The organism is Arthrobacter sp. CDRTa11, assembly GCF_026427775.1.
GTDB lineage: Bacteria > Actinomycetota > Actinomycetes > Actinomycetales > Micrococcaceae > Arthrobacter.
The window spans coordinates 3371614-3385804 of the sequence record NZ_CP044532.1; the positions used below are offsets into that span (position 1 = coordinate 3371614).

Here is a 14191-nt window from a genome sequence, read left to right on the forward strand (position 1 = left end):
TTCCCTACGCGCTCGCCACTGCCGGATAACCGCCCACCATCTGCAGGAACTCCCCTTCGGACAGCACCTCGATCAGCTGGCCGCGGTCATGGAGTTCCAGGACGCGCCGCGCCTTACCTGTGAGCCTGCCGGAGCGGAGGTCCGATGCCACGAAGCCGTCTCCGACCACCAGCACCGTGGTGCGGGCTGTCACCCGGCTTTCAGGCCGGGCGCCCAATTCCGCCGAGAGGACCTTTGCCTGTGGCCTTCCCATAGCGAGCTGGCCCGTGAAGACAACGGTCTGGCCGTACAGCGGGTGGTCTTGTTCAGCATCTGCGTTGGGAAGGGGGTTTGCTCCCTCCTCCGGCCAGCCGGAGCGAAAGCCCTGGACCAACGCCCCACCGGACCCGCCGGACAGACCAGCGCCGGCTATGGCTGTGAGGCTTGATTTGGACAGGGGGTCCGTTGCCGGATCGAACGCCTGCTGGTGGGGCAAGGAGAGCCCCAGCGACAAGTAGAGTTCCGCGATGCTGTTCGCGCCGTTGCGCGACGCGATGTCGATCAGGATGCCGGCACAGGCGCGCGCGTCCTCGGCCGCGTCGTGATGGTTAACCAGCGGGACTCCCGCTTCCTCTGCTGCAAACGGCAAGGAATTGGAAACCAGGGAATAGCAGCGCCGGGAAAGCATCACGGTACAGACGTAGTCGTAGGCCGGGCCGGGCAGTCCGGAAACTTCGAGGCCGGAGCGGATGACACCCAGGTCAAAAGCGGCGTTGTGGGCGGCCAGGATGTCATCACCGATGAAGGCGCCGATTTCAGGAAAAAGTTCGCCGAACCGCGGAAGCCCGGCAACATCCAGGGCACGGATGCCGTGGATCCTCACATTGTGGTGGTCAAAGTGATCGTGGTTACGGGGCGGGCGCATCAGCCAGGACGCTTCCTCCACCACCTGCCCGCCACGGACCTTTGTTAGGCCCACCGCGCACGGCGAACCCCGGAAGCCGTTGGCAGTCTCGAAGTCGATCGCCGTAAAGTCCAAACCCACGCGCCACACTTTACCGCCGAATAGTCCGCGCGCCCTTCAAGTACCCTAGGTAAGTGAACTTTCTTGCGATCAGTGACTTTGCCGTGCCCATGCTGGGCGGTGCGGGACCGGTCCAGCCACCGCTGGCCTCCTTCCTGCCCGACTGGCTGAACCCTCAAATTTTCCTTGCTGACCCGGCATTGGCCCCTTGGGTTGTGCTGCTGGTCTGCGGCATCGTCTTTGCCGAAACCGGCCTGCTGGTGGGCTTCTTCCTGCCGGGCGATTCGATGCTGTTCACGGCCGGCCTGCTGGTTGCCACCGACACCATCAAGTTCAATGTCTGGCTGCTGTCGCTGCTCATTATTGTGGCGGCCATCATCGGCAACCAGACCGGCTACCTGATCGGGTCCAAGGCCGGCCCGGCCATCTTCAACAAGCCGAATTCCCGGCTGTTCAAGCGGGAAAACGTTGAAAATGCCCATGCCTTCTTCGAAAAGCACGGCGGCAAGGCACTGATCCTCGCCCGCTTCGTCCCCATCATCCGCACGTTTGTGCCGGTCATCGTGGGCGTTGCCCAGATGGACAAGAAGAAGTTCTTCCTCTTCAATGTGATCGGCGCAGTCCTCTGGGGCGGCGGCGTCACGCTCCTCGGTTATCTTTTGGGTGACAGGGTTCCCTGGGTCCGCGAGAACCTGGACATCATCTTTATCGTCATTGTGCTGGTCTCGGTGATTCCCATCGGCATTGAAGTGCTCCGGGGAATCTCGGCCAAGCGCCAGGCGGCTGCCTTCGGAACCGATCCCGTTGATGAGTTCATCGAGGAACATGCTCCCGAGGACGAGCGGAAGACGCACCCCAAGCACTAAGCCGGCAGGACTTTACACACCGGAATAACGTCAGGGCGCCCCAACTGTGGGGCGCCCTGACGTTTCTTCCAGCGGGTGTTTCACGGAGTCGCAGTTCCACGACGCAGCAGTTCCTTACCGCAGCAGTTCCTTACCGTGGCACTTTCACCGCGCTTAGACCGGTGTCAGCGTCCGCCCAGTGCCTCGACGATCGCTGGGACCAGCGCCCTGAAGGCCTGGCCACGGTGGCTGATCGCGTTCTTTTCGGCCGGCGACAGTTCAGCGCAACTGCGGACCTCGCCGGCGGGCTGCAGCACGGGGTCGTAGCCGAAACCGCCGTCGCCCCGCGGTTCCCGCAGGAGGACGCCTTCAAGCTGGCCGTACTCCACCACTTCACGGCGTTCCCCGCCGTCGCTGTCCCCTGGAACGGCGAGCGCGGCGGCGCAGACAAAGGCGGCGCCGCGGTGCTCATCCGGCACATCGGAGAGCTGGTCCAGCAGGAGCCGCAGGTTGGCTGCGTCATCACCGTGCCTGCCGGCCCAGCGCGCTGAAAAAATTCCCGGGGCACCGCCTAGGACGTCCACGGCCAGCCCTGAATCGTCAGCGATGGCCACCAGTCCGGTGGCGGCAGCAACCGCACGCGCCTTTAGCAGCGAATTCTCGGCGAAGGTGATTCCTGTCTCGACGACGTCCGGCGCCCCCGCCGCCGCGGCATCCACCACCTGGGTGTCGACGTCGAGCCCGGGGACCTGGCCGCGGAGGATTTCCCGCAGTTCCTTCAGTTTGCCCTTGTTATGGGTTGCCAGGACCAAACGGGGAGCCGCCCCGCCCTGCCCCGCAGTTCCCGGATCCGGCAGGCTCACAGGGCGTCCGCGAGCGTCTCACGCTGAATGGCGGCCAGCTGGGTGGTCCCCAGCAGGGCAAGATCAAGCAGCTTGTTAAGTTCGTCACGGTCGAACGGCGCGCCCTCGGCGGTGCCCTGGACCTCCACGAACTTCCCCGAGCCCGTGACAACGACGTTCATGTCGGTCTCGGCGCGGACGTCCTCCACATAGGGCAGGTCCAGCATGGGGACGCCGTCGATGATTCCCACCGATACGGCAGCGATGGTGTCCACCAGGGGCTGGGCGTTCTTGGCGATCAGCTTGTTGTCCCGGGCAAACCGGATGGCGTCGGCGAGGGCAACGTAGGCCCCCGTGATCGCGGCTGTCCGGGTACCGCCGTCGGCCTGGAGCACGTCACAGTCCAGCACTATCGTGTTCTCGCCCAGGGCCTTGGTGTCAATAATGGAGCGCAGCGAACGGCCGATCAGCCGGGAAATCTCATGCGTGCGGCCGCCGATTTTCCCCTTGACCGACTCACGGTCCGAACGGGTGTTGGTTGCACGCGGAAGCATTGCGTATTCCGCGGTGACCCAGCCGCGGCCTTCGCCTTTGAGCCAGCGGGGCACCCCCGCGGTGAGGGAAGCCGTGCACAGCACCCGGGTGTTGCCGAACTCGATCAGGGCCGATCCTTCGGCCTGCTTGGACCATCCGCGGGTGATGCTGATGGGACGGAGCTGGTCGGGAGCGCGGCCGTCCGCGCGCACGACAGGAACTGCAGTTGCTTCAGAAGTCATGCCCTTAGCTTATCGACTCGCGGAGACCTGCTCCGCGAGTCGATAAGCTAAGGGCAGGACTGGGCCGGGCAGGATGCAGCCGCACCTAAATGGTGTAGTGCACCCCGGCCACGGCAACCGCAACGTCGCCGCCGAAAACCGGCCTCGCCTCGGCCATGACTTTTGTCTGGGACGTCCAGACGGGAATGTGGGTCAGCAGAAGACGCCGGGCACCGGCCACAGCAGCCGCCTCACCGGCCCTTTTGCCGGTCAGGTGCACGTCCTTGATGCCGTCGTCCCGGCCTTCCTCAAAGGCGGCTTCACACAGGAACAGGTCCGCGTCCTTGGCGGCTTCCTCCAGCCCGGTACAGGAGTCAGTGTCCCCGGAATACGTCAGGACCCGTGAGACCTGGTTGCCTTCCTTATCCGGTTCGGTGACCTCCACCCGGAGGGCGTAGGCCTCCTCCACCGGATGGTTGACGGCAAACGGAGTCACGGTGAAGGGCCCCAGCTTCACGGGCTCCCTCTCGGTCCAGTTGGTGAAGTCGAATTCCTCATGCATGCCTGGATCCAGTTCCAGGCCGTACGCCGTTGCCATCCGGTCTGCAGTGGCCGCCGGTCCCCAGACCGGGATCCGGCCGCGGCCCCATCCGCCGGGCTTCCAGCGCACCGCAACGTGGAGCCCGCACAGGTCCATGCAGTGGTCAGGATGCAGGTGCGTCAGGAAGATGGCGTCGATGTCTTCAAGATCGGTATAGCGCTGGATCGCCCCCAGCGCACCGCTGCCGAGGTCCATCACGATCTTCCAGGTCCGCTCGCCGTCGTGCGCCGTCAGGAGATAGCACGACGCCGGCGAGCCAGGCCCGGGGAAGGAACCTGTACAGCCGACGATGGTGAGCTTCACAGGCCGGAACCTCCGGTTCCGTTGCCCACAAAGTTGGAGACCCTGGGCGCCGGTGTGGCCCGTGCTGCCGAGGCGCCCTGCGCAGCGGCGATCATTTCCGGGGTGATCCTGGCCAGGCTGCCGGTGGGATACTGTGCGGCCACATGATCAACATGGCGGACAGACAGTACCTCAGGCCCCAGGAACCGGCGGGCCAATGCCTCAAACTGGCCGGCGTCACCGGTAGCGATGAAGTGGTGCTCCGGCGGCGTTGCCGTTGTCCGCTGAAGATCGTGGGTGGCCAGGGCGCGGTACACATCCTTGGCCGTTTCCTCGGCGCTCGAAACCAGGGTGACGTCCTCGCCCATGACGTAGGAGATGACACCGGTGAGCAGCGGATAGTGCGTGCAGCCCAGCACCAGCGTATCCACCCCTGCAGCCTTCAGCGGGGCCAGGTATTCCTCCGCGACGGCCAGCAGCGCCGGACCTGTGGTGATGCCGGCCTCCACATAGCTGACGAATTCAGGACAGGCAACGGAGGTGATGTCCAGGTCCGGCGCGGCGGCAAAAGTATCCTCATAGGCCCGGGAGCCCACCGTAGCGGACGTGCCTATAACGCCGATCCTGCCGCTGCGTGTGGCGGCCACGGCGCGCCTGACAGCCGGCTGGATCACCTCGATGACAGGAATTCCGTACCGTGCGGTGTACCGCTCGCGGGCATCACGCAGGACAGCGGCCGACGCCGAATTGCAGGCTATGGTGAGCAGCTTGACGCCGGAGTCCACGAGTTCGTCCATCACACCGAGTGCGTTGGCCCGGACTTCGGCGATCGGCAGCGGTCCGTACGGCCCGTGGGCCGTATCCCCGACGTACAGGATGGATTCGTTGGGCAGCTGGTCAATGATGGACCGTGCCACTGTCAGTCCGCCAACGCCGGAATCAAAGACGCCGATAGGCCGGGATCCCAGGAGAGCGCCGGGGCTGGTGCTGGCTGGGGACGCGGATGCAGCTGCTGCTGACGGGTCCATGCTCGAGGCTGTTGTCATGATTATTCGAGGATAGGTCTTCCCGGACGGCTCAGCCATCTCATTGTGGCGTCCGACTCATGTCAAATTTGTCACAGTCCGCGGGAAAAGGCCGCTGCGGAGCGGTCCAAAGGCAGGGCGAGCGCAGGGCCAAAGCGTATGCTACGCCTTGGTGTCCATGGACGTGAGCATCGCCTGCACCAGCGATTCCTGGAGCCAGGTGGCGAAGTTATAGACCAGGGCGAGGTAACTCTCCACGTCCTCCGCCTGGGACCAGTCCTGCATCAGGTGGACGTGTTCGGCGTCCTCTTCGTCCCGGATGTCCAGGCGCTCGGCCAGCACCAGACGGACGTCGTTCAGGGCCATGGACCAATGCCGGGCACCTTCCGGAGTCAGGACGATTTCGTCCTTGTCAAGGTCCAGCGCGGCCGCCCGCAGGGCGCCGATCTTTGTCTCGCGCAGCGATCGCTCGGTGAGCTGGCGGAACTCCAGGGACGCGCCGTCGTCGTTTTTCATGACGTTGGGCAGGAGCCGCTTCACGGCGCGGTCCGTGGGCTCACGGACGTCCATGTCCAGCCCGATCAATGCTGCCAGGGGATCCTGGTTGGCCCGTTCCTCCGGCTCAAGCATGGAGATGACGTCATCGATAAGGCTCCGGAGGAGCTCACGCTCGGCAGGCTCGAGGAAACCTGTGATGCCTTTGAGGCCGTATTTGAATGCCTTAGCCACGTTTTCCCTTGCCCTGCCCGGAGCCGCCCGGCTTGCCCGGGTTGCCGCCCCGTCCGCCGCTTGCCTGTTCAACGGTGGCCCACAGGCCAAAGCCGTGCATGGCGACGGCGTGCCGCTCAACCTGCTCCTTGCTGCCGTGGGCAACAATGGAGCGCCCTTTCTTGTGGACTTCCATCATGAGCTTGTTGGCCTTGCTCTCCGGGTAGCCAAAATAGCTCTGGAACACGTAGCTGACGTAACTCATCAGGTTAACGGGATCGTTCCAAATCACCAGGTTCCAGGGGATGTCCGGTGCGGTCAGGGAACCCTGGGAGGTTTCTGTTCCGGTCCGGGTGCCCTCCTGCGTATCAGGGCCGAGCGCAACGCTTGAAGTCATCTGTCTATTCTATGGGGAGGATGGGCCCACGCCGGATGGGCCGAAGCGAAGCGAGACGTGGGAGCCGGTGGGGAGGGCCCCGCGGCGAAGCGAAGCGAGACGTGGGAGCCGGTGGGGACTAGAGTGAATTTGTGAGTACCTCTGCACGCTGGGACCATCCCCGCACGTCTTTTTATACGGACCACTACGAGCTGACCATGCTGCAGGCGTCGCTTCATTCGGGCGCGGCGCACCGGAAATCCGTCTTCGAAGCCTTCGCCCGTCGGCTGCCGGACGGACGCCGGTACGGGATCGTCGCGGGAACGGGACGGTTGCTGGAAGGCATCGCTAATTTCCGTTTCGGCGACAGCGAGCTGGAATTCCTTCAACGGACGGGCGTGGTCAACCAGGACACGCTGGACTACCTGGCCGGCTATCGGTTCTCGGGGGACATCTGGGGATACGCCGAAGGCGAGGCGTACTTCCCCCACTCCCCCATCCTGATAGTGGAGGCGACGTTCGCCGAGGCCTGCATCCTGGAGACCTATTTGCTCTCGGTCCTGAACCATGACAGTGCCATTGCCTCGGCAGCGTCCCGGATGATTTCCGCTGCCGGCAACCGGCCCTGTATTGAAATGGGTTCGCGCCGGACCCATGAGGAGGCGGCCCCGGCCGCCGCCCGCGCCGCCTATATCGCCGGCTTCGACAGCACGTCCAACCTGGAGGCCGGCTTCCGGTATGGCATCAGGACGGTGGGCACCGCGGCGCATTCCTTCACGCTCCTGCACGACACTGAGCGGGATGCCTTTGAGGCCCAGGTGGCCTCGCTGGGCGCCGGAACCTCCCTCCTGGTGGACACGTACGACGTCGAAACGGCGGTCCGCGCGGCTGTGGACCTGGCGGGGCCCAAGCTGGGGGCAGTACGCCTCGATTCAGGCGATCTCGTGGCACAGGCCCAGTGGGTCCGCCAACTGCTGGACGACCTGGGCAACGTGAACACCAAGATCGTTGTGACGTCGGATCTTGATGAATTTGCCATCGCAGCGCTGCAGTCCGCGCCCGTTGACTCCTACGGCGTGGGCACGTCCCTCGTCACCGGGTCCGGGGCACCCACCGCCAGTATGGTCTACAAGCTGGTCAGCCGCACCGACGGCGCCGGCACCTTCGTGTCGGTGGCGAAATCGGCCAAGAACAAGGCCAGCATGGGCGGGCGCAAGTATGCGCTGCGCAGGCTCAATGAACACGGCATCGCGGGTGAGGAAATCGTGGGGATCGGGCACCGGCCCGAGGACGACGGCAACGACCGCCCGCTGCTGCAGCAATTCATGAAGAACGGCGAACTGCTGCCGGGCTGGACCGGCCACGAGGGTGTGCTCCGCGCCCGTCAGCGGCATGCCGACAGCATGGCCGAACTTCCGCCGGTGGTCAACCGGCTCCAGCGCGGCGAGCCCGCCATCCCCACCACTTATGAGGAGAACTAATGTCCCGGGCCCTGATCATCGTTGACGTCCAGAACGACTTTTGCGAAGGCGGTTCCCTTGCCGTGGCCGGCGGCGCCCGTGTTGCCGCGGCCATCAGCGACTATGTCGACGCCCACCATCTTGAGTTCGACCACATTGTTGCCACCCAGGACTGGCACATTGATCCCGGTGCGCATTTCTCGGACTCCCCCGACTTTAAGGACAGCTGGCCCCCGCATTGCGTGGCCGGAACCCGTGGCGCTGAACTCCATCCGGACCTGGACACCGAGTACATCCAGGCCTATTTCCAGAAGGGACAGTTCGCGGCAGCGTACTCGGGATTCGAGGGCCTCCTGGCCCCCGAGGACGCCGTTCCCACCGGAGAGCGCCAGCCTGCGGCGGTTGCTGACGACATCAGCCCCGATAATTTCCCGCCGTCGGACGAAGCGATCGGCCTTGATGACTGGCTCCAGAGCCACGACGTCGAGGATGTTGTGGTGGTGGGGATCGCCACGGACTACTGCGTGATGGCCACGTCCCTGGACGCCGTCCAGGCGGGCTACTCCGTCACCGTCATCCGCTCGCTCACGGCCGGCATCGCGGACGACCTCGAAGACGCTGTTGCCGAGATGGAACTGGGCGGCGTAGACGTCCTCTGACGCCCTCGCCGCCCCGCTTCTCATTCCGCAGCCGTATTCGTGACGCGGCCTGTTCGGACCCCGGCCACCTAAGGCAGGCCGGTCACTTCCGTCCGATAAACCAGTCCTGAAGCTTTCGCAGCCTGGACTGCAGCTGCTCCTCGTTTGCCTGCGCCACGGGAGGGCCGCCGCAGACCGTCCTGAGCTTCGTGTGCACCACGCCATGCGGGGTACCTGTCCGGGCAGACCACGCCGCAACATTCTTGGCCAGCTCATTGCGCAGGTCCATCAGCATCCGGTGGTCGGGTACGCCAGGTGCCGCACCGGCGGCAGGGTCAGCCGAGGCCGGTGGTGTCCTGCGGTTCTTCCTGTTCAGCTGCTCGTGCTGGCGCTGGCGAAGGAGGGTGCCCACCTGTTCGGCGTCAAGCAGCCCGGGGATCCCGAGGAAATCCAGCTCATCCTCTGACCCCACTTCTCCCCCGGTGCCGAACTCGCCGCCGTCGAAAAGTACCCGGTCGAACGAGGCCTGCGAATCCAGGGCCTCGAATTTTCCCTTGGTGAGGCTGTCCGAGGCCTTGTCTTCGCGGTTGGCCTCCGCCATCAGGGAATCTTCGGGGTTGAAAAGGCCGTCGCCGTCCTCTTTCTCCGGCCGGTCCAGTGCGTGGTCCCGCTCGGCCTCCATGGAGTTGGCCAGTGCCATCAGCTGCGGCACCGACGGCAGGAAGACGGACGCCGTTTCACCCCGCTTGCGGGCACGCACAAAGCGGCCCACTGCCTGGGCGAAGAACAGCGGCGTGGAGGTGGAGGTGGCATAGACGCCCACGGACAGACGGGGAACGTCGACGCCTTCGGACACCATCCGGACGGCCACCATCCAGCGTTTCTCACTTGCCGTGAACTCCTCGATTTTGCTGGAGGCCTTCGCGTCATCGGAAAGGATCACGGTGGGTGATTCACCGGTGATCCTCTTCAGCTGGCCCGCATAGGCCCTGGCATCATCGTGGTCTGTGGCAATGACCAGGCCGCCGGCGTCGGGGACTGTCCGGCGGACCTCACTGAGACGCTTGTCGGCACCGGCCAGGACGGCGGGAATCCACTCGCCCGTGGGATTCAGGGCCGTCCGCCACGCCTGCGATGTGACGTCCTTGGTCACCGCGGCTTCGCCGAGGGAAGCAGCCATCTCCTCCCCGGCGCTGGTACGCCAGCGCATCTGGCCCGAATAGGCCATAAACATGACCGGGCGCACCACGTGGTCCCGCAGCGCGTTGCCGTAGCCATAGGTGTAGTCGGCCTTGGAGCGCCTGATGCCGTCCCGGTCCTCCGCGTACTCAACAAAGGGAATGGGTGAAGTATCAGAGCGGAAGGGCGTGCCTGTCAGCGACAGGCGCCGAATGGCGGGGTCGAAAGCCTCCCGAAGTCCGTCGCCCCAGGACAGTGCCTCGCCGCCGTGATGGATCTCGTCAAGGATCACCAGGGTGCGGGCAGCTTCAGTCTTGGCACGGTGCAGCAGGGGTTTGCTGGCAACCTGCGCGTACGTCACGGCAACTCCCACAAAGCCGCGGCCGTGCTGCCCGTCGGAGTTCTTGAAGTTGGGATCGATGGCTATTCCCACGCGGGCCGCAGCGTCTGCCCATTGCCTTTTGAGGTGGTCGGTGGGGGCAACGATGGTCACCCGGTTGACGGCACCGGATTCGATGAGCATGGAGGCAACACGCAGCGCGAACGTGGTTTTGCCGGCCCCGGGCGTCGCCACTGCAAGGAAATCCCTGGGACTGGTCCGGAAGTAGAGGTCAAGCGCTTGCTGCTGCCAGGCACGGAGCTTCTGGGCGGTTCCCCAGGCTGCGCGTTCCGGATAAGCCGGAGGCAGGGTGGGACCGCCAAACAGTGTTTCCGTCACTACTTGTTGTTGCCCGAGTCCCCTCCGGGACCCTTGCCGCCGTCGTTGCCCGGGCGGAGGCCATCATAAACCTCTTTGCACATCGGGCAGACCGGGAACTTCTGCGGATCCCGGCCCGGCGTCCACACTTTGCCACACAGGGCAATGACAGGATCGCCCGTCAGCGCGGATTCCATGATCTTTTCTTTGCGAACGTAGTGCGAGAAGCGTTCCCGGTCGCCGGGCTCCACTTCCTGGCGCAGTTCCTCGCGCTCAATGGTGGCCGTGGACGTTCCAGCCCCGGAAAGCTCGCGCATTGGGTCGTTTTCGAGAGGGTCCGTCATGCTAGTCATGGCATCCATCTTAGCCTTTCCCGCTTGGTGGCGTTCGACGCCGGGAGGAGGCGTTTTGCGGCCGCCGCGGCTGCCGCACCCACCCAGGCAGGCCGTTCCCGGCAGTACGGGGTTCCGCTAAAGCCCCTGCCAGGACGGTTTGTTGTCATACGTGTGGCGGTAAAAGTCTGCCAGTTTCAGGGATGACGCCGCAGCCTCATCAAGCAGGACGGTGGCGTGCGGATGGAACTGCAGGACCGAAGCCGGGCAGATCGCTGACACAGGTCCTTCCACGAAGTCGCGCACGGCCTGGGCCTTCTGCGCTCCCGTAGCCACGAGGACCACGTGCCTGGCCTCCATGATGGTGCCCAGGCCCTGGGTCACCACGTGGTGCGGGACGTTGGCGATGCTCTTGAAGAAGCGGGCGTTGTCCCGCCTGGTCTGCTCGATCAGGCTCTTGATGCGGGTCCGCGAAGCCAAGGACGAACCAGGCTCATTGAAGCCGATGTGGCCGTCGGTTCCGACCCCCAGGATCTGGAGATCCACGCCGTCCAGGGCCTGCATCGATTCCTCGTAGGCGCTGCAGGCGGCCAGGATGTCCTTGGCGGTCCCGTCGGGGCTGTGGACATTTTCCGGGGCGATGTTGACCCGGCTGGTGAACTCGCGGCGGATCACCTCCCGATAGGATTCCGGGTGGCCAGGTTCCAGGCCAACATATTCATCAAGTGCAAATGCGTGCGCCTGGCTGAAATCCAGCCCATCCTGCCCGTGCCTCGCCGCCAGTTCGTCGTAGATGGGCAAAGGCGATGATCCGGTGGCGAGTCCCAAAACCGCCTGCGGCTTGCGCCGCAGCAGGTCATCGATCGCCCCGGCCGCCAGCTGACCGATCTGCCTGGTGCCCGGGAGGATAACTACTTCCATGGATCTTCACCTTTCTGGTGGCCATTCTGTGGCGCCTGGCGTCAGCGGTTAACAACAAGCTGGGCCAGCAGCTCAGGCCCGCGGGCGTCAAGCCATCTTCCCCCAATCCTGACGCCGGCCACAAAAATGACCAGTCCGAGGATCAGGCCCAGTGCAAGGTTGAGCCATCCGAACAGGGGGTTGCCGGTCACCCATTGGGCGACAACGAGCGCAGCTTCCGGCAGGACCAGAAGTGCCAGGATGCCCATCCCGGCAAACTGAACGGCCAGGGTCTGCCCTACGCTGCCCGGCGGCTTCTTGAACGGGCTGTCCCCGGGCAACGGAACGGCCACGGTGTAGCGGGCAGATACCACTGATGACAGGCCCAGCCCGGTAAACAGGATTCCCAGGCTCATGCCCAGCTGCCCTGGCAATCCCTCCCATCCGCCGGTGAACGCAAACTGGCCGACGGCGAAAATCAGTACCACGGGCAGCGCGAACGCCAGGCAGGCCAAGGCCCGTCCAAGCCTGTCGTGCACGCCACGCACTCCCGTGGCCAGGTGCAGGGCAAAGGCCGTGCTGTCGTACGAGACATCGGCCGAAATGGACCAGGCGAGCAGGAAGGCAGCCAAGGGAGCGGCAAAGGCCAGGCTCCCGTAGTCGCCGGTTTGGCTTCCCTGGAACAACAGCAGGACGGGCAGCAACGGGATGACCACCAGGGACCCCGCATACCGCGGATCCCGGATCCAATAGGTGAGGCACCTGGCGGTCACTGCCCCGGCAGGCGTAGCGGGAAGGAGGGCGAACAGCCCCATTTTCCCGCCCTTCCGGCTTCCGCTTCCGGAGTAGGGCGGGCTGATTAGGGCCCGCTCTAGGAGGAGTTTCCAGCACAGGAAAAGCCCGGCCAGGGTGGCAGCGGCGATGAACAGCTTGGCCACAGCATCAGCCGACCGTCCCAGGGCAACGTCCCCACCCAGGGACCAGGCTGCGCCGAGAGGGGACCAGGACAGGGTCCCGGCGAGCTCCTGAAGGAAGCCGGCAGAGGCGGCGATACCCTGAGTCACTCCTGCCACGATGGGGCCCATCAGGACCAGCGGAACCATAAAGACAATGGCGCTGACGTCCTTGAAGCGGCGGGAGGCGGCAAGGCTGGCTGTTGCGGTGGTCACCACCTTGGACAGGACGATGCACGTGAGGATGCCGACGGCGGCACCCACCAGTGCCGCAATGGCCGGCAGAAGGCCGCGGGACCAGGTCCACACAGTGGCAAGGGCAACCAGCGCCGTGGCCAGCCCCGGGATGCCTATCAGCCCGCCGAGAGCCAGGCCGGCCAAAAGCTGCCGCATCGGAATGGCTGAGGTGGTGAAGCGGGCAGGGTCCAGGGTCAGGTCGGCCGCCGAGGCCACGAGCGGAATAATGCCCCAGCCCAGGACGGCCGCGGAACCGCCCAGCACCACAATGGTGTTGGCGAGCCCGGGGTCTTCGCCACGGAGTACCATCAGGGCCACCACCAGCGCGGCCACCAGCCCCAGCGCGTAGAGCCCGCCGAAGGCCATGCCCACCAGCTGCCAGGGACTGCGCCGCAGGCCGTTGCGGAGCAGGGTCAGCTTGAGCCTTAGAAGGTGCGCAACCATTCCAGGCCTTCCGCGTCAGTCCGGCCGCCGACAAGCTGGACGAACCTGTCTTCAAGGGAAGCTCCCGCCCGCACTTCATCCACGGTCCCGGCGGCAAGCAGCCGTCCGGCAGCCACCACTGCCACGTGGTCGCACATACGCTGGACGAGGTCCATGACGTGGCTGGAGACTATGACGGTGCCGCCCGATGCCACATACCGCTCCAGGATGGCGCGGATGTTCGAGGCCGAGACGGGGTCCACCGATTCGAAGGGCTCATCCAGAACCAGGACACGGGGCGCGTGGATCAACGCCGACGCGAGCGCGATCTTTTTGGTCATGCCTGCCGAGTAGTCCACCACGAGCGTGCCGGCATCCTTGCCCAGATCCAATGCCGCCAGGAGCTCCGGCACACGGGCAGAGACCACATCCTTGTCCATCCCCCGCAACAGCCCGGCATAGGTCACCAGCTGTTCGCCGGTGAGCCGGTCAAAGAGCCGGACCCCGTCGGGAAGGATGCCCATCAGTTTCTTGGCTTCCAGCGGCCGGGCCCAGACGTCCACGCCGTGTACGACGGCGGTGCCGAAGTCCGGGCGCAGGAGTCCGGTTGCCATGGAGAGGGTGGTGGTCTTGCCGGCGCCGTTGGGGCCCACGATTCCATAAAAGGATCCCGCAGGCACATCAAGGCTGAGGCCGTCCACGGCGATTTTTCCGCCGAATCTTTTGGCGAGGCCACGGATGGAGAGGGCGGGAACAGGGCCAGCGCCCACCACCGGATCAGGATGCGGATCAGTCATACTGCCACCCTAGACCCGGGGCGGAGCTGGAGGGGTCCTCCGCTGGGAGTAGGGACAAAGGAGTACGGGCCAGGGGTGTGGGCCCTGGAAACGGGGTGAACCGGCTGGAAGACCGGCTAAGACAATCGGCTAAACCGA

General features: G+C 65.0%; 15 protein-coding genes. 3 read left to right on the forward strand and 12 right to left on the reverse strand.

Annotation, left to right across the window (positions count from 1 at the left end):
• Positions 1-4: 4 nt before the first annotated feature.
• A complete protein-coding gene (locus tag F8G81_RS15195; RefSeq protein WP_267275528.1) occupies positions 5-1024 on the reverse strand; it encodes an exonuclease domain-containing protein in 1020 nt (339 codons plus the stop codon).
• A gap of 68 nt (positions 1025-1092) precedes the next feature.
• Here F8G81_RS15195 and F8G81_RS15200 point away from each other — a divergent pair, with 68 nt between their 5' ends.
• The gene (locus tag F8G81_RS15200) at positions 1093-1869 is read left to right on the forward strand and encodes a DedA family protein (RefSeq protein WP_267279244.1); all 777 of its coding nucleotides are present in this window, start codon (positions 1093-1095) and stop codon (positions 1867-1869) included.
• A 164-nt stretch (positions 1870-2033) separates the two neighbouring features.
• Here F8G81_RS15200 and rdgB read toward each other — a convergent pair whose 3' ends face one another.
• The 6 genes from rdgB to clpS form a co-directional block, all read right to left on the reverse strand.
• The gene (gene rdgB / locus F8G81_RS15205; protein ID WP_267275529.1) at positions 2034-2711 is read right to left on the reverse strand and encodes an RdgB/HAM1 family non-canonical purine NTP pyrophosphatase; all 678 of its coding nucleotides are present in this window, start codon (positions 2709-2711) and stop codon (positions 2034-2036) included.
• Complete coding sequence (gene rph / locus F8G81_RS15210) at positions 2708-3466, reverse strand: ribonuclease PH (RefSeq protein ID WP_323809194.1); 759 nt, start codon at positions 3464-3466, stop codon at positions 2708-2710. Before rph ends, rdgB begins: the two co-directional genes overlap by 4 nt.
• Before the next feature lie 85 nt (positions 3467-3551).
• Positions 3552-4349 carry an MBL fold metallo-hydrolase gene (locus tag F8G81_RS15215; RefSeq protein WP_267275530.1) on the reverse strand — a complete coding sequence of 266 codons (798 nt, stop codon included), beginning with the start codon at positions 4347-4349 and terminating at the stop codon, positions 3552-3554.
• Positions 4346-5413: a glutamate racemase gene (gene murI / locus F8G81_RS15220; protein WP_267275531.1), complete on the reverse strand. Its 1068-nt coding sequence runs from the start codon at positions 5411-5413 to the stop codon at positions 4346-4348. The genes F8G81_RS15215 and murI overlap by 4 nt, the downstream gene beginning before the upstream one ends.
• 102 nt (positions 5414-5515) lie before the next feature.
• The gene (locus F8G81_RS15225) at positions 5516-6082 is read right to left on the reverse strand and encodes a DUF2017 domain-containing protein (RefSeq protein ID WP_267275532.1); all 567 of its coding nucleotides are present in this window, start codon (positions 6080-6082) and stop codon (positions 5516-5518) included.
• Positions 6075-6458, reverse strand: coding sequence for an ATP-dependent Clp protease adapter ClpS (clpS, locus tag F8G81_RS15230; RefSeq protein WP_267275533.1), 384 nt, complete (start codon positions 6456-6458; stop codon positions 6075-6077). The genes F8G81_RS15225 and clpS overlap by 8 nt, the downstream gene beginning before the upstream one ends.
• A gap of 131 nt (positions 6459-6589) precedes the next feature.
• Between clpS and F8G81_RS15235 the strand changes: the two genes are divergently transcribed.
• Both F8G81_RS15235 and F8G81_RS15240 read left to right on the forward strand, forming a co-directional pair.
• Positions 6590-7918, forward strand: coding sequence for a nicotinate phosphoribosyltransferase (locus tag F8G81_RS15235; protein ID WP_267275534.1), 1329 nt, complete (start codon positions 6590-6592; stop codon positions 7916-7918).
• Entirely contained in the window at positions 7918-8556 is a 639-nt protein-coding gene (locus F8G81_RS15240) for an isochorismatase family protein (protein WP_267275535.1), read from the forward strand. The genes F8G81_RS15235 and F8G81_RS15240 overlap by 1 nt, the downstream gene beginning before the upstream one ends.
• 82 nt (positions 8557-8638) lie before the next feature.
• On the opposite strand, the gene F8G81_RS15245 is transcribed toward F8G81_RS15240, so the two are convergent.
• The 5 genes from F8G81_RS15245 to F8G81_RS15265 all read right to left on the reverse strand — a co-directional run bounded on the left by F8G81_RS15245 (position 8639) and on the right by F8G81_RS15265 (position 14053).
• A complete protein-coding gene (locus F8G81_RS15245) occupies positions 8639-10432 on the reverse strand; it encodes a DEAD/DEAH box helicase (protein WP_267275536.1) in 1794 nt (597 codons plus the stop codon).
• Complete coding sequence (locus F8G81_RS15250; RefSeq protein WP_056349372.1) at positions 10432-10773, reverse strand: DUF3039 domain-containing protein; 342 nt, start codon at positions 10771-10773, stop codon at positions 10432-10434. The genes F8G81_RS15245 and F8G81_RS15250 overlap by 1 nt, the downstream gene beginning before the upstream one ends.
• Before the next feature lie 108 nt (positions 10774-10881).
• On the reverse strand, positions 10882-11664 hold the full coding sequence (nagB, locus tag F8G81_RS15255; RefSeq protein WP_267275537.1) for a glucosamine-6-phosphate deaminase: 783 nt from the start codon (positions 11662-11664) through the stop codon (positions 10882-10884).
• Between the two features lie 41 nt (positions 11665-11705).
• Positions 11706-13277: a transporter gene (locus tag F8G81_RS15260; protein ID WP_267275538.1), complete on the reverse strand. Its 1572-nt coding sequence runs from the start codon at positions 13275-13277 to the stop codon at positions 11706-11708.
• Positions 13259-14053 (reverse strand): ABC transporter ATP-binding protein, encoded by a 795-nt coding sequence (locus F8G81_RS15265; protein ID WP_267275539.1) that lies wholly within the window; start codon positions 14051-14053, stop codon positions 13259-13261. The genes F8G81_RS15260 and F8G81_RS15265 overlap by 19 nt, the downstream gene beginning before the upstream one ends.
• Between the last annotated feature and the right edge of the window lie 138 nt (positions 14054-14191).